General features: G+C 59.8%; 21 protein-coding genes and 1 tRNA gene. 10 read left to right on the top strand and 12 right to left on the bottom strand.

Annotated features, from left to right (window positions below):
- Positions 1-9: 9 nt before the first annotated feature.
- From ACQY1L_RS05045 to ACQY1L_RS05025, 5 genes are all read left to right on the top strand, one after another.
- Positions 10-996 carry a TRAP transporter substrate-binding protein gene (locus tag ACQY1L_RS05045; RefSeq protein WP_430243118.1) on the top strand — a complete coding sequence of 329 codons (987 nt, stop codon included), beginning with the start codon at positions 10-12 and terminating at the stop codon, positions 994-996.
- A gap of 87 nt (positions 997-1083) precedes the next feature.
- Positions 1084-1605: a TRAP transporter small permease gene (locus ACQY1L_RS05040; protein WP_430243116.1), complete on the top strand. Its 522-nt coding sequence runs from the start codon at positions 1084-1086 to the stop codon at positions 1603-1605.
- Complete coding sequence (locus ACQY1L_RS05035; RefSeq protein WP_430243114.1) at positions 1605-2885, top strand: TRAP transporter large permease; 1281 nt, start codon at positions 1605-1607, stop codon at positions 2883-2885. The genes ACQY1L_RS05040 and ACQY1L_RS05035 overlap by 1 nt, the downstream gene beginning before the upstream one ends.
- A gap of 125 nt (positions 2886-3010) precedes the next feature.
- Positions 3011-4246: a peptidase T gene (pepT, locus tag ACQY1L_RS05030; protein ID WP_430243112.1), complete on the top strand. Its 1236-nt coding sequence runs from the start codon at positions 3011-3013 to the stop codon at positions 4244-4246.
- Positions 4247-4345: 99 nt separating this feature from the next.
- Positions 4346-4576 (top strand): DUF6894 family protein, encoded by a 231-nt coding sequence (locus tag ACQY1L_RS05025; protein WP_062456007.1) that lies wholly within the window; start codon positions 4346-4348, stop codon positions 4574-4576.
- Between the two features lie 9 nt (positions 4577-4585).
- On the opposite strand, the gene ACQY1L_RS05020 is transcribed toward ACQY1L_RS05025, so the two are convergent.
- Positions 4586-5299 (bottom strand): Crp/Fnr family transcriptional regulator, encoded by a 714-nt coding sequence (locus tag ACQY1L_RS05020; protein WP_062456004.1) that lies wholly within the window; start codon positions 5297-5299, stop codon positions 4586-4588.
- A gap of 203 nt (positions 5300-5502) precedes the next feature.
- Here ACQY1L_RS05020 and ACQY1L_RS05015 point away from each other — a divergent pair, with 203 nt between their 5' ends.
- Positions 5503-5877, top strand: a complete 375-nt coding sequence (locus ACQY1L_RS05015) for a response regulator (protein ID WP_430243109.1) — start codon at positions 5503-5505, stop codon at positions 5875-5877.
- Here the strand turns inward: ACQY1L_RS05015 and ACQY1L_RS05010 are convergent.
- The 3 genes from ACQY1L_RS05010 to ACQY1L_RS05000 all read right to left on the bottom strand — a co-directional run bounded on the left by ACQY1L_RS05010 (position 5874) and on the right by ACQY1L_RS05000 (position 8018).
- Positions 5874-6578 (bottom strand): Crp/Fnr family transcriptional regulator, encoded by a 705-nt coding sequence (locus ACQY1L_RS05010; RefSeq protein WP_062581192.1) that lies wholly within the window; start codon positions 6576-6578, stop codon positions 5874-5876. The two genes, ACQY1L_RS05015 and ACQY1L_RS05010, sit on opposite strands and share 4 nt — an antisense overlap.
- An 80-nt stretch (positions 6579-6658) precedes the next feature.
- Positions 6659-7306, bottom strand: a complete 648-nt coding sequence (locus ACQY1L_RS05005) for a nucleoside triphosphate hydrolase (RefSeq protein ID WP_430261977.1) — start codon at positions 7304-7306, stop codon at positions 6659-6661.
- Between the two features lie 49 nt (positions 7307-7355).
- Positions 7356-8018 (bottom strand): phosphatase PAP2 family protein, encoded by a 663-nt coding sequence (locus ACQY1L_RS05000; RefSeq protein ID WP_062457946.1) that lies wholly within the window; start codon positions 8016-8018, stop codon positions 7356-7358.
- A gap of 271 nt (positions 8019-8289) precedes the next feature.
- Here ACQY1L_RS05000 and ACQY1L_RS04995 point away from each other — a divergent pair, with 271 nt between their 5' ends.
- A complete protein-coding gene (locus ACQY1L_RS04995) occupies positions 8290-9672 on the top strand; it encodes a sensor histidine kinase (protein ID WP_430243106.1) in 1383 nt (460 codons plus the stop codon).
- Positions 9669-10334, top strand: a complete 666-nt coding sequence (locus tag ACQY1L_RS04990; protein WP_184653483.1) for a response regulator — start codon at positions 9669-9671, stop codon at positions 10332-10334. The genes ACQY1L_RS04995 and ACQY1L_RS04990 overlap by 4 nt, the downstream gene beginning before the upstream one ends.
- Before the next feature lie 11 nt (positions 10335-10345).
- On the opposite strand, the gene ACQY1L_RS04985 is transcribed toward ACQY1L_RS04990, so the two are convergent.
- Positions 10346-11017: a hypothetical protein gene (locus tag ACQY1L_RS04985; RefSeq protein WP_430243104.1), complete on the bottom strand. Its 672-nt coding sequence runs from the start codon at positions 11015-11017 to the stop codon at positions 10346-10348.
- Between the two features lie 391 nt (positions 11018-11408).
- Here ACQY1L_RS04985 and ACQY1L_RS04980 point away from each other — a divergent pair, with 391 nt between their 5' ends.
- Positions 11409-11807 carry a DUF1236 domain-containing protein gene (locus tag ACQY1L_RS04980; protein ID WP_062455989.1) on the top strand — a complete coding sequence of 133 codons (399 nt, stop codon included), beginning with the start codon at positions 11409-11411 and terminating at the stop codon, positions 11805-11807.
- A 281-nt stretch (positions 11808-12088) separates the two neighbouring features.
- Complete coding sequence (locus ACQY1L_RS04975) at positions 12089-12748, top strand: peroxiredoxin (protein WP_092660551.1); 660 nt, start codon at positions 12089-12091, stop codon at positions 12746-12748.
- Positions 12749-12813: 65 nt separating this feature from the next.
- Here the strand turns inward: ACQY1L_RS04975 and ACQY1L_RS04970 are convergent, their stop codons facing one another.
- The 7 genes from ACQY1L_RS04970 to ACQY1L_RS04940 form a co-directional block, all read right to left on the bottom strand.
- On the bottom strand, positions 12814-13092 hold the full coding sequence (locus ACQY1L_RS04970) for a hypothetical protein (RefSeq protein ID WP_062581198.1): 279 nt from the start codon (positions 13090-13092) through the stop codon (positions 12814-12816).
- A gap of 126 nt (positions 13093-13218) precedes the next feature.
- Positions 13219-13308: transfer RNA gene (locus tag ACQY1L_RS04965), tRNA-Ser, on the bottom strand.
- Between the two features lie 112 nt (positions 13309-13420).
- A complete protein-coding gene (locus ACQY1L_RS04960; RefSeq protein ID WP_430243101.1) occupies positions 13421-14476 on the bottom strand; it encodes a DUF2218 domain-containing protein in 1056 nt (351 codons plus the stop codon).
- Between the two features lie 113 nt (positions 14477-14589).
- Positions 14590-16761 carry a TonB-dependent siderophore receptor gene (locus tag ACQY1L_RS04955; RefSeq protein WP_430243099.1) on the bottom strand — a complete coding sequence of 724 codons (2172 nt, stop codon included), beginning with the start codon at positions 16759-16761 and terminating at the stop codon, positions 14590-14592.
- A 139-nt stretch (positions 16762-16900) separates the two neighbouring features.
- Positions 16901-17788, bottom strand: coding sequence for a helix-turn-helix domain-containing protein (locus ACQY1L_RS04950; protein WP_430243097.1), 888 nt, complete (start codon positions 17786-17788; stop codon positions 16901-16903).
- A gap of 143 nt (positions 17789-17931) precedes the next feature.
- The gene (locus tag ACQY1L_RS04945; RefSeq protein WP_430243095.1) at positions 17932-19365 is read right to left on the bottom strand and encodes an aldehyde dehydrogenase family protein; all 1434 of its coding nucleotides are present in this window, start codon (positions 19363-19365) and stop codon (positions 17932-17934) included.
- Between the two features lie 15 nt (positions 19366-19380).
- Positions 19381-20178 (bottom strand): NAD-dependent epimerase/dehydratase family protein, encoded by a 798-nt coding sequence (locus tag ACQY1L_RS04940; protein WP_062581208.1) that lies wholly within the window; start codon positions 20176-20178, stop codon positions 19381-19383.
- Positions 20179-20240 lie beyond the last annotated feature (62 nt).

Here is a 20240-nt window from a genome sequence, read left to right as displayed (position 1 = left end):
GAGGAAGACATGAAACTGACGAAAGCCCTCGGGCTCGCATTTTGCCTCGCACTGGCCACCACCACGGCCCATACCAGCGTGAGCGCGCAGGAGATTACCCTGCGTTCCGCCGACATCCATCCCGATGGCTATCCGACTGTCGAGGCGGTCAAGTACATGGGTCAACTCGTCAAGGAGCGCACCAGCGGTCGCATTGGCGTGCAGGTGATGAACAACTCGATGCTCGGCGGCGAAAAGGACACGATCGAACAGACCCGTTTTGGCGTCATCGATATGAACCGCGTCAATGCCGCGCCGTTCAACAATCTCATCCCGGAGACGGTCGTTCTCGGCCTGCCCTTCCTGTTCCGCTCGACCGACCACATGCACAAGGTCGTTGATGGACCGATCGGCGACAAGATCCTGGCCGCCTTCGAACCGCACGGCCTGATCGGTCTTGCTTACTACGATTCAGGCGCACGCTCCTTCTACACCACGAAGAAGCCTGTCGAGAAACTGGCCGACCTCAAGGGTATGAAGATCCGCGTCCAGCAGTCCGATCTCTGGATCTCGATGATGCAGGCGTTTGGCGCCAACCCGACACCGATGCCGATGGGCGAGGTCTACTCGTCGCTGGAAACCGGCGTTGTCGATGGCGCTGAAAACAACTGGCCGTCCTACGAATCGGCCCGTCACTATGAAGTCGCCAAAAACTACACACTGACCCAGCATTCGATGAACCCGGAAATCCTGGTCATGTCGAAACTCTCCTGGGACAAGCTGACGCCTGATGACCAGAAGGTCATCCGCCAGGCAGCCAAGGACAGCGTCGTAAAGATGCGCGAGCTCTGGACCGCCCGCGAAAAGACCTCGGAAGAAAAGGTCCGCGCCAGCGGAGTCAAGGTGATCAACGTCAACAAGGACGAGTTCTCCGCCGCGATGAAGCCGGTCTACGACAAGTTCGTCACCGACGCGACCATGAAGGCACTGTTGACAGAAATCCAGGCCGTCAACTGACAGCCCTGATCGGCCGGCCCCGCCACACCGGGGCCGGCTGTGCTTTTCCGACATCGGGGAACGGGTCGGGCTTTGGAGGACGGGACAATGCGTAATTTCATGCAGGCCGTAAGACCGGTTCTGGGCGTGATCAGCCGCTTATCATTGTGGATCGCCGGTATCGGCATGGTCTCGATGACGCTGATCGTGGGCTGGCAGGTTTTCAGCCGTTATATCCTCAACGATAGTCCCAGCTGGTCGGAGCCTTTGGCGCTCTATCTGATGTCCTGGTTCATCATGCTTGGCGCTGCTGTCGGCGTTCGCGAAAGCGTCCATCTCGGTCTCGACGTCGTTCGTTACGTGATGCCGCCGGCCATCCAGCGGGCGATGGACCTGCTCAGCCTCGGACTGATCGTGCTGTTCGGCATCGGCATGGCCTATTACTCGTCGCTGCTGGCAATCGGAACCTGGACGGCCCGCATCCCAGTTCTGGGATGGCCTGGTGGCACGGACTTCTTCCCGATGATCCTGGGTGGCGCAATGATATCGATCTTTTCACTCGAACGTTTCATCGACGTCGCGATCGGCGAGGAAATCGCAGCGGACGTGCTTGTTCAGGAGGCCGCGTAATGGCCTATGCAATTCTCCTCGGCTCCTTCACCTTCCTGATGATCATCGGCATGCCGATCGCATTCTGCCTCGGCATCGCATCGTTTGCGACAGTGCTCTATATCGGCCTTCCCCCGATCGTCGTCTTCCAGCAGATGAATTCCGGCATGAACGTCTTCGCCATGATGGCGATCCCGTTCTTTATCTTTGCCGGCGACCTGATGGTGCGCGGCGGCATCGCCACAAGGCTGATCCGTTTTGCAGCAGGCCTCGTCGGCCACATGCGCGGCGGTCTCGGCCAGGTCAACGTCGTCGCCTCGACCCTGTTTGGTGGTATTTCCGGATCTGCGGTGGCTGATGCTTCGGCCGTCGGCGGCCTGATGATCCCGCAGATGGCAGCCCGCGGCTACGACCGCGACTATGCTGTCAACGTGACGGCAAACGCTGCGATCATCGCGCTGATGATCCCGCCGTCGCACAACATGATCCTTTATTCGATCGCAGCTGGCGGCAATGTCTCCGTCGCCGATCTCTTTACTGCGGGCATCATTCCCGGACTGCTTCTCGCCGCAGCGCTGATGGTTACGGCCTGGTGGGTTGCCGTCAAGCGCGGCTATCCCTCAGACCCGTTCCCCGGTTTCCGACGTGTCGGTTACTTTTTCCTCGCCTCGCTCCCGGGCATTCTGCTCATCGCCATCATCTTCGGCGGCGTCCGCTCGGGCGTGTTCACGGCCACGGAAAGCTCCTGCATCGCGGTGCTCTACGCCTTCCTTGTCGCCATGCTTGTCTACCGGGAACTGGACTGGGATGGCTTTGTCGAAGCCGTGATGGGTGCGGTCCGCACCACGGCGATGGTGCTGCTGGTGATCGGCACGGCCGCCTCTTTCGGCTGGCTGATGGCCTTCCTGCAGGTGCAGACGCTGATCATCGCGGCGATCTCGGCGATCTCCGACAATCCGATCATCGTGCTCTTGATGATCAACATCATCCTTTTGGTGCTCGGCACGTTCATGGACATGGCGCCGATGGTGATCATCGCCACGCCCATCCTGCTTCCGGTCGTCAAGGCGTTCGGCATCGACCCCGTCCATTTCGGCGTGGTAATGATCCTCAACGCCGGTATCGGACTGAACACGCCTCCGGTCGGAACCGTGCTCTTCGTCAGCTGCGCGGTGGGCGGCATCACCATCCGCGAAGCTATGAAGACCATCTGGCCGTTCTTTGGCGCCAGCATCTTCGTGCTGCTGCTGGTCACCTATATCCCCGGCCTGTCGCTCTGGCTGCCGGCTCTGTTCAAGTAGGCCGAGGCTGTTCAAGTCGGATAGTCATCGCTCCTGAAATCAAAGGTCCCGTCCAGCACGGGACCTTTTGCATTTTGGAGATGTCAGGCTACAGTCCGGCTTTGATTTGATCCGGATATTTGCTCATGACCGATACCGTTACCGACCGCTTCCTCCGATACGTCGTCATCGATACCCAGTCGGATGCCTCCTCACCCACCCAGCCATCGACCTCGAAACAGCTGACGCTCGGCCGTGTTCTGGTCGAAGAACTGCTGGAGATCGGCCTCTCAGACGCGCATCTCGACGAACACGGCTATGTCTATGCAACGGTGCCGTCCAATACGGGTAAGAACAACGTGCCCGTCGTCTGCTTCTGCGCGCATATGGATACGGCACCAGACTTCAGCGGCACCGATGTCAAGCCGCAGGTAATCCGTAACTACCAGGGCGGCGATATCGCACTTCCCGGCCATGCGGGTCGCGTGATCCGCGAGAGCGAGCACAGGGAACTGAAGAACCAGATCGGCCACGACATCATCACCTCCGACGGCACGACGCTTCTCGGCGCCGACGACAAGGCGGGCCTTGCCGAAATCGTCACGGCCGCGAAATACCTGATCGACAACCCCGACATCAAGCACGGCGCGATCCGCCTCCTCTTCACGCCCGACGAAGAGATCGCCCGCGGTGTGGAAAAGGTGGATATTCAAAAGCTCGGCGCCGATTTTGGCTATACGCTGGATGGCGAAACAGTCGGCACGATCGAGGATGAGACGTTTTCTGCCGACGCGGTCGAGATCGCCATCACCGGCGTCGCGATCCACCCCGGTTTCGCCTACGGAAAGATGGAAAACGCGATCCGCATCGCCGGCGCCATCGTCGATCGCCTGCCAAAACACATGGCGCCGGAAACGACGAAAGGCCGGGACGGCTTCATCCATCCGACGGATCTGAGCGGCAGCATGGAGAAGGCAAAGATCAGCCTGATCATCAGGGACTTCGCCGACGAGGGTTTGAACACCAAGGAGACGTTGCTCGAGGATATCGTCAAGGACGTCATGCACGACTATCCCGGTTCGACCTACACGTTCACCGTCATCGAGCAGTATCGCAACATGAAGCTGGTGCTCGACCGTCATCCTGAGATCGTCGAGAATGCGATCGATGCGATCAAGCGGGCCGGTCTGACGCCGAAGCGCGGCAGCATCCGCGGCGGCACTGACGGTTCAAGGCTATCCTTCATGGGCCTGCCCTGCCCCAACATCTTTGCCGGCGGCCATGCATTCCACTCCCCGCTGGAATGGGTCAGCAGCCAGGATATGGAAAAGGCGGTCGACACGATCGTTGAACTGGCCAAGCTCTGGGAAGAGCGCGCCTGAGCCTATGTACGCAACCGTACAGTCTTTGCCGACATGAACACGGATCTGGAACCTAAGCGAGCCTCGCGGGTATGAATAAAAAGCTCGCTAGGTACCCACATGCCCCGATTTTATTTCCACGTTCGTGACGGCAAAGATTTGATCGAAGACGAAGAAGGCAACGATCTTCCGGATCTTCCAAGCGCCCTGGCCGAGGCCGAGGCGTCTGCGCGCGAAATCATGGCCGACCGGTTGCGACAGGGTCGTCCTTCCGTCTCTCCAATGATTGAGGTCCGTGACTACAAGGGAACGAAGGTTGGGGAGTTCTCGCTGCCCGCGGCGACAAACTGAGGTCGACTTCTACCTCAAGGGTCCGATCAGACGCTCGTATTCCCGCTCGCATTCCCCGTAGGCATCTTTGGCGAAATCCTCGAGTGCGCTACGGTCTCTGACGATGATCATGCCACGCTCGGAGTAGATCAGCTTGCGACCTTCGAGCAGATGCAGTGCCGTCGTCACGCTCGGTCGGCGGACAGCCAACATGATCGAGAGGAATTCGTGGGTAAGGCTGATCTCGTCGCCGTCGGTCCGATCGTGACACATCAGGATCCACCGGGCCAGACGTTCGTCGATGTGATGGACGGCGTTGGACAGTGACGTGTAGGCCCCCTGGACCGACAGGGCCTGGCTGTAGCGCGTCAGAAGGTTGAGACAGGCGCGATCCTTCAAAGCCAGCTTCAACTGATCTGAGGCCAGACGGTAACCACGGCCCTCCACTTGCATAAAGATCGAATAGGGGTCCGATTCCGCGTCAAGGACCATCGCCGTGGGGGTCATTCCGTCGCGACCAAAAATTCCGATCTCAGCATGCTGCCCTTGCGGAGACCTCGCCACAATCGAGGCGATACCGGATTCCGGGAAATAGGCGTGCAGGGGCGTTTCGTTCGGAGCCGATAGCTCGGTTCCGCGCGGAAGATCGACATGTTCGAGATGCGGCGCAATTGCTTCGAAGCTTTCTCGGGGCATCAGCCGGAGAAGCGAATTCCGGACCGTATCTTTCTGAATGTCACCCATCGCCAACCCTTGAAGGCAGAGACCAGCCTGCTCGGCCTATGGAGATATCTCCGCCTGAATAGAATGATTCCATCTATGTCCATAAAATAAGCGAGACAACCCGCTTCCCAACGTCGGTACGCTATCAGACCAACGGACAAAGTCCGAAGCAAATTGATTAGAACGAATCCGCGCTTTCAACACAGTGACCCTTTGGAACTGGTTTGTCGAAACATATGATTTTATTGCTTGAAGATCAGCCGCTCATTTCGTTGGATATCGAGGACGCGCTCGGGGCTGCTGGGCTGAATAACGTTATCAATCTGCGCTCGAAACAAGCTGCGCTGGAATGGCTGCAGAAGAATGTTCCGAGCATTGTCATTCTTGATCTTCATCTGACCGATGGTGATTGCTATGCGGTCATCCAAGTGTTGCAAGACGCTCGCATCCCATTCGTGGTCTACTCGGGCAGTGAAAAGCCGCAGGACTGGGAAAACGAACTCTTCAGCGATGGCGTCTGGATTGACAAGCCGGCCGATCCAGCGTTCGTCGTTTCCGTCGTCGAGCAGAAGCTCGCCGCGGTTTCAGCCAGAGCTTAGACTGACGCTGACATCTCCATCACGCGCTGATATTCAACCTCACCTCCGCCATAGCAGTCGGCTGCGAGTTTCTCTAGCGCCGGACGGTCTCGCACGACAATCGTTCCCCGATACGAATGGATCATTTGCCGACCTTCGAGTACATGCAGCGATGTCGTTACACTCGGACGCCGGACGGCAAGCATGATTGCCAGGAATTCGTGCGTGAGGTTGACTTCGTCGCTTCCAGTGCGGTCGTGACACATCAGGATCCATCGGGCCAGACGCTGCTCAATCGTCTGGGTGGCATTGGTCAGCGCAGTCAGAGCAACCTGCACCGAAGAAACATGCGCCCACCGGAAAAAGACCCGGCGTATCTCCGGCCTGCTCCAGATGAGGTCAACCAGCTGCCCGACCTCGATGCGTGCGCCGTGTCCCGGAACCTGCATGATGACCTTGTACGGGTTGCGATCGGATCCCAGTATCGCCGACGCGGGAGACATGCCTTCCCGCCCGAACAGTCCGATCTCGGACTGCTTGCCGCGCGCAGAGATCGCGACGGTCGACCCGATCCCGGAATAGGGGAAATAGCAGTATCGGTCGACTTCGTCCGGTCCGGAAAGGAGCATGCCCTGCGGCAATTCGAGCTCCTCCATGCAGCGTTCCGCGTGCGAGTAGTCGTCCTCGGACAACAGGGATAGAAGCGTGTTGGGTGATCGCATTGGTTTTCACCCGTCCTCTGTGATCGTTACCCTGTTATATTTGGATCACGAAGTCGATCTTTGTAGCCCCCCGGGAGCACTTATCGTGCGGCTTCGAGATCCAGTCTTTCGAGAACCAGATCGGCGCCCTTCGATTTCTCCAGCACCAACCGAACATTCGGCATGTCGTTTCCGTGGATCTTGTCTTCGAACGCCTGTCCGGCCAGACCGTAGAACGTCCATCGTGCCTCCAGACGCCGTTGCAGCTCCTCGATCGGCGGGGCGAGCAGGATCCGGTAGTCGAACAGCGGTGCAAGACGCTCCCAGCCACCCTCGCCCAGCAGAAGATAGTTGCCCTCGATCACGATGAACCGATGGCGTGGCGAGACGACCCGTGCCGCAGCGATCGCCAGTTCGCGCGACCTGTCGAACACGGGCACGAGCACTTCATCCTCGGCCGCTTTCACGGCCTGGACGACATCGATAAAACCGCGCAGGTCGAACGTATTGGGCGCCCCCTTGCGGGCGAGCAATCCGCGCTCCTCGAGAATGCCGTTGTCCATGTGGAAACCATCCATCGGCAGGACTTCGGCTGTTTCCCCCCGTCCGGAGAGCTTGGATGCCAGAATGTCGGCCAGTGTCGACTTCCCCGCTCCGGGCGGTCCTGCGACCGCGATGAGCGAGCGAGACTTTCCCTCCTCCGTCTTCAGGATAAGGTCGCACAGTTGGTCGAGTTGCATGTCCGCCATCGCTATTGCCTTTTCGTTTGCCCACTCATTCCCGACGCGGTCGTTTCATTCAAGATGCGCGTGACGAAATATACCGTCGCGCGACAATCCAGCAGCCGGCAGCCCAGGCTGCACCCGCACACCACCCCGCCATCACGTCTGTTGGATAGTGAACGCCCAGATAGAGGCGGCTGAGACCGACCAGCAGGGTCAGCAGGATGCCGGTCGCGAGGAAAAAGATGCGGGTCGAGCGATATTGTTCGGCACGTGACAGCAGCGCCGCAAGGGTGAGATAGGTCACCGCCGAAAGCATCGCATGCCCGCTCGGGAAGCTCAGGTCGTGGACATTGACGAGATGCGGTACGATGTCCGGCCTTGGCCGCGCCACGCCCAGCTTGAGAAGGTTGCTGAGCAGCCAACCGCCGAGAATGGATAGAAACATGAAGACGGCGATCGAGCGGCGGCCCGCGAGCAGAAGATAGATCGTGGCAAGCACGGTCATAAGCGATAGCACGGTAATGCCGCCAAGCGCGGTGATGTCACCAACGGCATGGGTCAGCCAGTAGGGCCCGATGGGCACCGAAGGGTCGCCTGCCTGGCGCAGAGCAAGCAGGATCCGTTCGTCGAATTCGTGCGTTTCGCCATCGATCACGATACCGGTCAGGCTGATGAACAGGAAGAGGCTACCGGCCAGGAGTGAGAACATGATCAGGCCAAGAGGCTCAAACGTCATGAACCGCTCGGCAATGATCGTTCTCAGGCGTTGCAGCACGGCATCGTCTCCGGGTTTGCATCATCAGCCGCGATGGCGACGACGTTGTTGTCGGTTTCATTGCTGCAACAGATAGGCAGGAGAGACGTGAAGGCAAAGAAGGTGCACAAAGAATGTCTTGTGGAGGCATCATCGCTCCTTTCGCGTCACGGCCACAATTGATCCTGCTTTCGGCTGCCATAGGTATGGCTCGATCAATCGAGGCCCCGGGGCATTGCTGAAGACAGGAATTTTGGAACGCTGGAACCAACAGACGCTGGCGCGGCAATTCCTGTTTGCCGGCGGCATCGTGTCCATCGTTGCAATGCTGCTGGTCGGCGCCTTCGTGACGAACCTCATCGAGGACGCGGTCACACGCAATTCTGCGGCCACCACCGCACTCTATGTCGATAGCATCATTGCGCCGATCCTGCCGGATCTCAAGACAACGGACACGCTCGACGACGTGACCAACCGGGTTCTCGACGAAACCTTCGGTCAGGGCGCTCTCGGGAAGCAGGTCGTCTCCTTCAGGCTCTGGCGCGCAGACGGCACCGTTCTCTATGCGACGGACAAAACGATCCAGGGCAAACGTTTCCCGCCGGGCAAAGATCTGACCGCAGCCTTTTCCGGCAAGATGGTCGCACAGTTCGACTATGTCGATGATGCCGAAAGTTTCGATCAGCGCAGTTTCGGAAAGCCGCTTCTCGAGATCTACAATCCGATTCTGCAGCCGTGGTCCGGCGAGGTGATCGCGGTCACGGAATTCTACGAGATCGCCGATGATTTCCAGCAAAGCCTGTCGCAGGCGCGCCTTCAGAGCTGGCTGGCCGTCGCCGGGGTCACGACGACGTTCTTCCTGCTTTTGTCGGCGATCGTCTTCAAGGGCAGCCGGATGATCGAGGCGCAGCAGCGCAGCCTCACGGAGCGGGTGGTGGACCTGCAGAGCCTGCTGACCCAGAACAGGACCTTGCACAGCCGTGCACAGCGCGCGTCGCAACGCGCAACAGCGTTGAACGAAGGCTACCTCCGGCGGCTGGGCGCCGACCTGCATGACGGCCCCGCCCAGCTTGTCGCCTATGCGGCGCTGCGCGTCGACAGTGCGCTCCTGGTCGATCCGGAAGCTCCCCGCGATGTCCGGGAAGCGGAGATTGCTGCAATCAAGGCGCGCTTGCAGGAAGCGATGGATGAGATCCGCAGCATCTGCAGCGGGCTTGTCCTGCCGCAGATCGAAACGGCAGCTGTGCCGGAAATCCTCGAAAAGGTCGTTGGCGCTCACCGCGAGCGGACTGCGGCGACCGTTGACCTCAAGATCGCATCGCCCGCCAGACCGCTTCTTCCTTCCGCCAAGATCTGTATCTACCGCTTTGTGCAGGAAGCGTTGAACAACGGATACAGGCACGCCGCTGGCGCAAACCAGACAGTCACCCAAACCTACGAAGGCAACATGATCATTGTCGAGGTAAGCGACGATGGACCCGGCTTCGACAAATCCACTATGAGGCCGGAAGGATTAGGGATCGCTGGTCTCAGGGAGCGGATTGAAAGCCTCGGGGGAACCTTTGATCTCGCGACGTCTTCTCGTGGAACAACGGTCAGAATGTCGCTGAACGTTCATGAATCGGAGCATGTATGAAAGCCCCAACCAGAATAGCCGTCATCGACGATCACCCGCTGTTTCGCGAGGGAGTGATCCGCAGCCTCTCTGAAATGGAGGGTTTCGAGATCGTCGCGGAAGGTGGCTCAAAGGACGAGGCGCTTCATATCGTCGAGCATATCCGCCCCGACGTGATGCTGATGGACATCTCGATGCCCGGAAACGGACTGCAGGCCGTTGCCGGCGCCGTCGAGGCCTGGGCCCCTATCAAGATCGTCATGTTGACCGTATCGGAAGCCAACGAGGACATTGCAGGTGCCCTGAAGCTTGGAGCGAAAGGCTATGTTCTGAAAGGCATCGGATCCCGCGAACTGGCCGACGTCGTCCGCACCGTTGCCTCTGGAGAACCCTACCTGGCCCCTAGCCTCTCTGCCCGGCTTCTCGCCGGCATGGCAAAGGAAAGGGAAAATGCCGCAAAGCAGGATCTGATGGCGGAATTGACGGACCGCGAACAGGAAGTCCTCAACCTCGTGGCATCGGGTCTCAGCAACAAGCGTGTAGCGCAGCTGCTCGATCTGCATGAGAAGACGGTCAAGCACCACATGACGCGCATTCTGTCGAAATTGAAGGTCTCCAACCGCACCGAAGCAGCGCTGGCCCTTAGGGATGCGACCGAAAGTCGGACGGGCGGAGCAGCCTAGCGAGGTGTCCGTTAGCGGCTTAGCGTCTCAAGCCTCTTTCGGTCCGATCGTGTGGCCTCGCGGTTCACGATCGGTCTTTGCCGTGAATCCCGCATCTCGTACCGATCACCCGAGATCCGCTCTGTGGTTCCGTTCGCATGACGAACAGACAGCGAGCGCGAATTCTTAGAGGTCTTCTTCCTTCCTTCGGCCGAGACGTCCGGTGTCTCGGGTGTCGTCCCGATCGCATTGTCCTTTTGGGTGCCGGTGTTCTGCGGTCCATCAGTCACGGCTCCATTCGCCGGAGCATCCGAGGGTGTCCCCGACGTTCCGGCATTTTGCGCGTCCCCGCGATTGCCCTCTCCCGGCGCACCGCTACCAGAGCCGCCCTTGCCCCCGTCACCCTTCGATCCGCCATCCGCGCCGTCACCCGCTGAGCCGCCGGCCTGCCCTGACCCGCCTTGACCTGAACCACCGGGACCAGAGCCACCCGAGCCAGAGCCACCCTGACCCGAGCCTCCCTTGCCACCATTACCGCCGGCTCCGCCCCCAGACCCTGCACCGCCATTGCCTTGCGCCTGTGCCTGGGCGATGCTGATCAGCATTCCATCCGACGCCACATCGAAACGAAGCTGCACAGGCAGAAACACCGTGACGAATGCTGCGGTGGTGACGGCGGTGAGTATGTCTCGGCGTGTGATCATCTGTTGGCTCTTCAAATATGCCGTGACAACCGGCGCATTGCCCGTCGTAGCGGCCTCTTGCCACATGAGGTGTCAGCATCCCGCCTGCGCAGGTGCACTGAGTATTTGAAATCCACCGGCCGCCGGAATTGTTCCGTCTTTTCCGTCTCTTCGGCAAGATCCGCCATGTCTCAGCCTTTGGTCCCATACCGCACAGGACTGAAGCCCAATGGCTGGAACGAACCATCCGCTCGGCCATTGTCAGGTCGTATCAAGGCGCTGAACACATTATCCTTTTGGGTATCAGGACATCGCTATACTCATCCAGAACGGGGTCGAAAACGACCGTTGCATCTGGCGGAACATAAAACTGCCGGGCAGGTCCCGTCGCAGGCATCGAAAGGTAAACGTTATGAAAACGAAGATCCTCGTTCTTTCTACCCTTCTTAGCATCGGCATTGCGCCGGTCGCTATGGCGCAGCAGGGCACGGTTAATGGTGCAGCAGGCGGCGCGGTCACCGGCGCAATCGTCGGCGGACCTGTCGGCGCAGCCGTTGGTGGCGTCGCTGGCGCGATCGTCGGCAGCGCAATCGATCCGCCGCCGCAGCGCGTCGTCACCTATGTCGAGCAGCAGCCGATGCCAACCGAACGCGTCGTCGTCAAGGAGCGCATCGTGGTCGGCCAGGCGGTTCCTGAAACCGTCGTTCTCTCGCAGATCCCGGAAGCGCCGGAATATTCCTACACGGTCGTAAACGAGGAACGCGTGATCGTCGATCCGCAGACCCGCAAGGTCGTCCAGATCATCCGCTAATCGCGGTCGAAGGATTTCCCGTCAGCCTCGCCTTCCGAAAGGAACGCGAGGCTGATTTGCATTCAGATGCCGGTCATCGGCGACGAACTCAGACCGCGCAATGCGACTTCGATATCGTTACTCGATGCGCAACTTTTCGCCCCATCTCGCTCGCAATTTGGAACAAACGTGGTGGTATTCAGTGGGCCGACCGCTAATATCTAAGGTGGCCCAAAGGCGGCACCCGACCGGGTATGTCGCCGTCACCGATCACAATGCGAAAAGCACTGGAGGACTTCACCATGAGCCTGCGTATCAACGACATCGCCCCGGACTTTACTGCCGAAACAACCCAAGGCACGATTGAATTCCACAACTGGATCGGCGATGGCTGGGCGGTTCTGTTTTCCCACCCCAAGAACTTCACGCCCGTCTGCACCACCGAACTCGGCACGATGGCGGGGCTCGAAGGCGAATTCACCAAGCGCGGCGTCAAGATCGTCGGCATCTCGGTCGATCCTGTCGAAAGCCACGGCAAGTGGAAGGACGATATTCGCACGGCAACCGGCTACGATGTCGATTATCCGTTGATCGGCGACAAGGATCTCAACGTCGCGAAACTTTATGACATGCTGCCGGCAAGCGCCGGGTCATCGTCTGAGGGCCGCACACCTGCAGACAATGCGACAGTACGTTCTGTCTACGTCATCGGTCCAGACAAGAAGATCAAACTGATCCTCACTTACCCGATGACAACAGGTCGCAATTTCAATGAAATCTTGAGGGCGATCGATTCGATCCAGCTGACGTCAAAGCATCAGGTCGCAACGCCCGCCAACTGGCAGCAGGGCGACGATGTGATCATTACGGCAGGGGTTTCGAATGAGGATGCGCTTGCGCGTTTTGGATCGTTCGACACGGTTCTTCCGTATCTGCGCAAGACGAAGCAGCCGTCGGCCTGAGCCCTACGGTCCACAATGTGCAAACAGGCGCATGGAAGAAATCCACGCGCCTGTCTCAGGTCTAATTAGTCGCGCTCAGCGGCACTGTACAGAAGGAAGCCGATTGCGGCTCCGATCGCAAGCGCGCCGACGAGTGCACCGGTTGCGGTACCCGGGTTGCGGCGTACGACCTCCGAAATGTCATGGCTGCCGTGCTGCAATTGCCGCGCCACCTGGCGGGCACGCGGCGCGAGATAGCTGGATGCCTCGCTTGCCGAAGAGCTGGCCTGTTTCATGAGAGCCGAACGCAGGTCGGCGAGCTGATCGGACAGACGATCGATGTCGGAGGAAATATCGCGAGCCATGGGGTATCCTTCTTGATAGGTGAATGACTATCAACGGGTACGTCGCGAGGTGGTTCCTGACTTATCTTTCTGAAGGTACAAAAGTTCCCAGAAAAGATGTCGAGACGAAACGATCTGGGAAAATAGTGGCGGAGAAGATGGGATTCGAACCCACGATACCCTTCCGGGTATACTCCCTTAGCAGGGGAGCGCCTTCGACCACTCGGCCACCTCTCCGCACTGTTCCCAAGAAGGGAACGATGGCGTCCTACCTGCTTCGCCATGCCGGCGTCAACCATGTTGCCGCTCACGCCTGACGATTAGGGCATTTGCCCCAATGCAATCTCAGTCAGTGCTTGTTCTCGCCCCAGTATCCGATCACGCACATGCGCTTCTTGTCGTGGCCGCGGGACTTCAGATGGTTGCGGATCGGCCGAGCTTCGGACTTCTCGCAGCCGATCCAGATATAGCTGTCAGGCCCCGCCTGCTCGATGACAGGAAGAACGACGGGACCGAGGATCCCGGCTTTGCCAGGCGCAATCCCCTTGCGATGCAGCCAGGTAATCTCGACCGACGCCCTGGAGCAGAGCGGCAACTGATCGGCAAGGTCGTCGACTTCGATGAACACCTGCAGCCGCGCATCGGCAGGCGCTTCGGCGAGGATGCGCGAAATCGCAGGCAAGGCCGTATCGTCGCCGGCAAGGATCATGCGCCGGGCATCCGGCAAACCGCCGCCGCCCGGTCCGAGCAGACCTGCGACAGCGCCCGGTTCGGCATGGCGGCCGAATTCGGCACCCGGCATCGGCCGGCCGTCGCTTTCGTGTAGAACGAAGTCGATATCCATCTCGCCGCGGACCACATCGACGCTGCGGATCGTGTAGATGCGGATCACCATTTCGTCTTCGCCGTTCAGCCAGCCGAGGCGACCATCCGCACGGGTAACCGGCCAGACGGGCTTGCGGCCCTTCTTCGGGATCAGCAGGCGAATGTGGTAGTCGGCGCCGACGAACCGGGCAACGTCGTCGCAGGCAAGCGTCAGGCGGCGCATATGCGGCGTTACATGCCGCGCGGCAACGACGCGAATTTCGGTAAGGCCCGGGATTGGCGTCAGGACCGCTTCGTCATGCCAGTTCAGTTCCAGCGGCTCTTCGCCGGCAAACATGAAAAGATGCTCGGCAATCGAGCTGCGCACCAGTTGCAGCAGCTGCGCCGACGGGCAGGAAATATCGATCGAAAGGCAGCCGCCCTGCTTGCGGATATTGGCTTCGCCAACCTCGCTTGCGAGATTGACGTGGTCGCCGTCGCGCTTGACCTCGCTATGCTCGACGAAATGTTCGCAGATTTCGCACAGCATGCGCTCCGGGTCGACCGGAATTGCCTGGCCGGAAAGCGTAAACCTGTCCATCAACATTCCCGTCGCGCTCCTCTGCGCTCACCCGTTCGTCAACAGTCTCATGAGCCGGTCAGTGTGAAAGGCCCCGTAGGGCCTTCCTGCTAAAGTTTACTCAGTTTGTCAAGTTACCAAACCTTACTGACTTTCAAGGTCAGCGTACGGGCTTCGCCGTAGCCGCAGAAATACATCGTGTTGCAGCCTGCGACGTATTCCTTGTCGAACAGGTTGGTCACGTTGAGAGCAGCTTTCCAGTCGTTCTTTTCATAGCGGATACCCGCATCGAACACGGTCGCATCCTCCACGCGAAGCGTATTGGCGTCGTCAGCCCAAGACTTGCCGCGGTAGCGCACACCGGCCCCGAGACCAAGGCCAGCGAGCGGTCCGTCCGTGACCGTGTAGTCCAGCCAGAGCGATGCCTGCGCGTTCGGCACCACGGCCGGCGTATTGCCCTCCAGCGAGGAATCGCCAGGGTTTTCGGTGAACTCGAGATCCGTATAGGAGGCGGCAGCGATCAGCTTCCAGTTGCGATCCAGATTGAACTTGCCTTCGAGTTCAACACCGCGTGAGCGGACTTCGCCAAGCTGACGGTCACCGATGGCCGGGATACTGACCGTATAGTTCTGCTTGTCGATCTGGAACACCGACGCCGTCAGACTTCCGTCGAGCCAGGTCGGCTCGTACTTGACGCCGGCCTCGTACTGCTCGCCTTCTTCGGGCTTCAGCGCGCCATCCGCACCGGTGCCGACAAGCGGGCTGAAGAAGGTGGCGACGCTGGCATAGGGCGTGACACCGTTTGCGAATTCGTAGGCGATGCCTGCACGGCCGCTCCAGGCGGTATCGTTCAGCTTGGCATCACCGGTGCCGAGGCGGTCGTCAACGTCACTTTCGAGATAATCGAAGCGACCGTTGAGGGTGGCGACCCAGCCTCCGCCAAACTTGATCTGGTCCTGCACATAAGCACCGACCTGATTGATCGTGTAGATCTGATGCGTCGACGGCACGAGTGTTGGTGTTGGCAGGTCATTGCTCGGGTTGAGCGGATCGTATTGCGGCGGATAGGACCCGAACGGTGTCGCGAGCTGATCGTTGTCGAGACGATAATAGCGGTAATCCACGCCGACCATGACCTTGTGGCTCGCGCCGCCAAGCTCGAACTCGTTCTCCAGCCGGTTGTCGACATTGAACGAGTCGGCCGAAGAGCGCACGTCGTCCGCGTAGGTCAGCACCAGGCCATCGGTCTGCGACAGGAAGTCGAACGCGTAGATCTGGCGTTCCCGCTTGTCGAGATGCGCGTAGCGCAGGTTCTGCGTGAACTTCCAGCCGCTATCGAATTCATGCTCGAACTCGTAGCCGACCATTGCCTGGGTCGAGCGACCGATATCGAAATCCGGATCGCCGACAAACACGTCACGGTCAAGTTTGCCGAACACGGGATTGCTTTCCACGGTGCCCGTATAGGGCAGCAGACCGTTGGACGTATGGGTCTGATCGAGCTTGCTGACGGAGCCCCAGACATTGAGGCTGGTCGTGTCGGTCGGCTGGAATGTGATCTGCGGCATGAACACGCCGCGGATGTCATCCTGCTCATCCGAATAGCCCTGGCCGCCGGAAAGCTTGCCCGTGAAGCGGTAGCTGACGACATCGCTGCCGAGCGCCTTGTCCGAGAAGTCGAAGCCGGCATAACCGCTGCCGTTGCTGTCCACTCCGAGCTCGGTGTAAAAATAGGGCTCGTCCGTCGGACGCTTGCGCACCAGGTTCACGACACCGCCGGCATTGGCGCCCCCGAGCAGAACCGATGCCGGGCCTTTAAGAACTTCCACGCGCTCCAGCAGGAACGGATCGATCTGGAAATTGCCGAAGGCGTGGCTGGTCAGAGCCAGATTGTCGTAGAAGAGACCGGTCTGCGACGCGTTGAAGCCGCGCACATAAATCCAGTCGGTATCGGGATCCGAACCGTAAGGCTGCGCAAAGACGCCGGGCGTATAGAGAAGCGCCTGATCGACCTTGTCGACGACGCCGCGATCCTCCAGCTCCTGCCGTCCGACGACGGATACGGACTGCGGAATTTCATTGATCGGCGTATCGGTCTTTGACCCCGTGGTCGTCTGCTTGGCGACGTAGCCGTCAACAGCGCCGGTGCCGCTATCGGATCCCTGCCCTTCAATCACGATCGGTGCAAGCGTCGTCCCCTCGCTCTGCACCTGCGCCCGCGCGCTAAACGATGCGCTGAGCGCCATCAGGGCGACCCCTGCCCCGAGCGCCGCCTTCACCGTGTTCTTCCCCACAATTCCACTCATCTTCGCCCCACTCACGCCGCCATACTACTGGCACAATAGATGAGTGTTTAACTCAAATTAAACGCCGTCGCTTGCCCGCATCCGCGATATTTGAACGATCTTGGGCAAAGTTGCTGGACTGAACCCCATCGCAGCCGATTCAAACCGAGTGTGACTTTTTCCATTTCGACGGCGTGGTGCCGACATGCTTGCGGAACACGCGGCTGAAATGGGCGTGATCGGCAAAGCCGCTCTCGACCGCGATTTCGGTCAGCGGCCGGGCGCCGGAAATCAGCATCTGCTTGGCACGGTCGAGCCGGGCATTCATCTGCCACTCGTGCGGTGCAAACCCGGTCGACGCCTTGAACGAGTGGCTGAAATGCGATTGCGACAACCCCGTCAGGGTCGCGATCTCCTGCAGTCGAATGCTGCGAAGGCAATTGGCCTCGATGAATTCCACGGCGCGCCGCAACTGCCACGGCGCAAGCGTGCTGCGCTTGCGAGCGTCCGACAGCTTGACGATCTTCAGCACATCGACGAGCAGCGCGACCGTCAGGCCATCGCCGTAGAGATCATGGAGCGGGTCCGGACTGGCGACTTCCGTCGCAATCAGCTGCGCCAGCGACATCACGCGCTGATCGGCAAACAGGAGATGCGGCTCGGTCAGACGCCGCGGATCGAGCTCGTCCATCAGCCGGCGCCGCAAACCATCCGCATCGAAATGAATGTCGAGGTGCCGCACATACTGGACGTCTTCGATATCCACCCACAGATCCATCTCGGCCGGGATATAGGAAATCGGGCTTTCGCAACTGTCCTGCGGCGAACCGCCCGCTCGTGGACTGCACTTCACCAGCGGCCGCCCGCCGCCGCGATGCTCCAACAGAATGAAAAGCCGCGGATCCTGCGCCACGTAATAACCGCCCGCATGCGGGCCGCATTCCACATCCCACAGATCTGCGGTGATACCATTCCAGTGCCGCCGACGCATGCCGCCGATGACCGAAAAACCCTCGATCTGGTTTCGCATTCGGGGCTGGAACGTCATCGATTCACCGTGGCACATTAAACTTGTTTGTGATTATCAAGTTTAAGCGCTTGCATCAATCCCCGCCAATTCCGGTTGCCCGTTGCAGAGGATCACGGTGATTGCACCCGGCGCAACATCTGCTACGCCGGGGCCAAATTCGGTTACGGCAGCGTATAGGCTGTCTTCACTACGGTGAAGAATTCCGCTGCATATTTGCCCTGTTCGCGTGAACCGAAGGACGACGCCTTGCGGCCGCCGAACGGAACGTGGAAATCGACGCCCGCCGTCGGCAGGTTGACCATCACCATCCCGGCTTCGGAGTTGCGCTTGAAATGCGTCGCATGCTTCAGGCTGGTCGTCGCGATGCCGGCGGAAAGGCCGAATGGCGTATCGTTGGCAACGGCAAGCGCCTCGTCATAGTCCTTGACGCGGATGACCGAGACGACCGGTCCGAAAATCTCTTCCTGGCTGATGCGCATCTGGTTGGTCGCTTCGGTAAACAGCGTCGGCTGCAGATAGAAGCCGGGCGTATCGCGCGACACGACCTCGCCGCCAAAGGCAAGCTTGGCGCCTTCGCTTTTGCCGATCTCGATATAGTCGGTATCCTGCTTGAGCTGCCGTTCGTCGACGACGGGACCGATATGCGTGCCGGCCTTCAGCGCATTGTCAACGGTCAGTGACTTCAGCTTCTCGGTCATGGCCGCCACGAACTTGTCGTGAATGCCTTCCGTCACGATCAGCCGCGACGAGGCCGTGCAGCGCTGGCCGGTCGAGAAGAAGCCTGAGTTGGCCGCGGCTTCCACGGCGACGTTAAGGTCTGCATCGTCAAGCACCACCATCGGGTTCTTGCCGCCCATCTCCAGCTGGAACTTGCGGTTATGCTCGATCGAGGCAAGCGCCACCCGCTTGCCGGTGCCGGTCGAGCCTGTGAACGTGATGCCGCCCAGATCCCGGCTGTCGAGCATCGCCTGACCGACCACGGAACCGCTTCCCATCACCAGGTTGAGCACGCCCTTCGGCAGGCCTGCGCGGTGGAGAATATCGACGATCGCCCAGGCGCAGCCCGGCACGAGCTCGGCCGGCTTGAACACGACCGTGTTGCCGTAGCAAAGCGCCGGTGCGATCTTCCAGGCCGGAATGGCGATCGGGAAATTCCAGGGCGTGATGATGCCGATGACGCCGAGCGGCTCGCGGGTGATCTCGACGGTGATGCCCGGCCGTGCCGACGGCACGACCTCGCCGGTCAGGCGCAGCGCTTCGCCCGCGAAGAAATCGAAGATCTGCGCCGCGCGCGTCACCTCACCGATCGCCTCGGGAAGGATCTTTCCTTCTTCGCGCGCCAGCAGTTTGCCGAGCTCTTCCTTTCGGGCCAGGATCTCGTCCGCGGTCTTCTTCAGGATCGCGTGCCGCTCCAGGATGCCGGAACGCGACCATGCGGGAAACGCGGCCTTCGCCGCCGCAATCGCAGTCTTGGTATCCTCGGCGCTACCGCGGGCATAGAGACCGACGACATCTTTCGTGTCGGACGGGCTGATGTTCTCGGACGCATCCGAGCCGACCCATTCGCCGGCAATCAGGTTCTGGTAGATCGTCATTGCAAAATTCCTATCTCAGATATCGTCCGGATGCCCGGCCGTGGTGAATGCACCGCCTTGATAAATGACCGCGGGATCGGCCGGATCGTCAACGGCCGCCGCCTCCACTTCCACGCGCCATTTGGCGGATGTGTCCTGCGGCCTCCAGCCAAGGAAGGACGCGTTGCCGTTGTCCCACCATTGCTCATCGTTTGCAGAAGCGCCGTAGACCACCGTATGGCCAAGCCGTGGAGCTGAGAAGGCCCGCCCGCAAAGCGAAACGAAATCCTGGTAGCTCAGCCAGGTCGCCAGCATACGCCGGGTGAGCGGCTTGTCGAAGCAGGAGCCGATCCGCATCGACAGCGTCTCCTGAGCGAACTTCTGCCAGTACATGCTGGCAACCGCCTCGCCGAAGACTTTGGAAACACCGTAAAGCGAGTCCGGCTTCGGCGCGACGCTGTTGTCGATGAATTCGTCGCGTCTGTAATAGCCGACGACATGATTGGAACTGGCGAACACGATGCGCGGCTTGCCGCTGTGGCGGGCAGCCTCGTAGAGATTGTAGAGGCCAACGATATTGGCCTGCAGGATCATGTCGAACGGCTTTTCGATCGAAACACCACCGAGGTGGATGATACCGTCCACGCCTTCGACCAGTTTGGCAACGGCTGCGGCATCGGACAGATCGCAGCGCACAAAACTCTGGTTCGCACCGGGATCATCGATGTCGGTGAGATCCGACAGCACCACTTGTTCTGCAAGCTCGCTCAGCAGCGGACGAATTCCGCGCGCAAGCCCGCCGGCGGCGCCGGTCAGCAAAAGTCTCTTCAGCATTGATCCTCCCCAGGACAGCTTCCTATCACAATGTCATCATACATGATGACCTAACTCATACT

The organism is Neorhizobium sp. DAR64862/K0K3 (assembly GCF_050500185.1).
Classification (GTDB): Bacteria; Pseudomonadota; Alphaproteobacteria; order Rhizobiales; family Rhizobiaceae; genus Neorhizobium; species Neorhizobium soli.
Note: the sequence above shows the minus strand (reverse complement) of the source record. Positions and strands in the feature narration are given on the sequence as shown.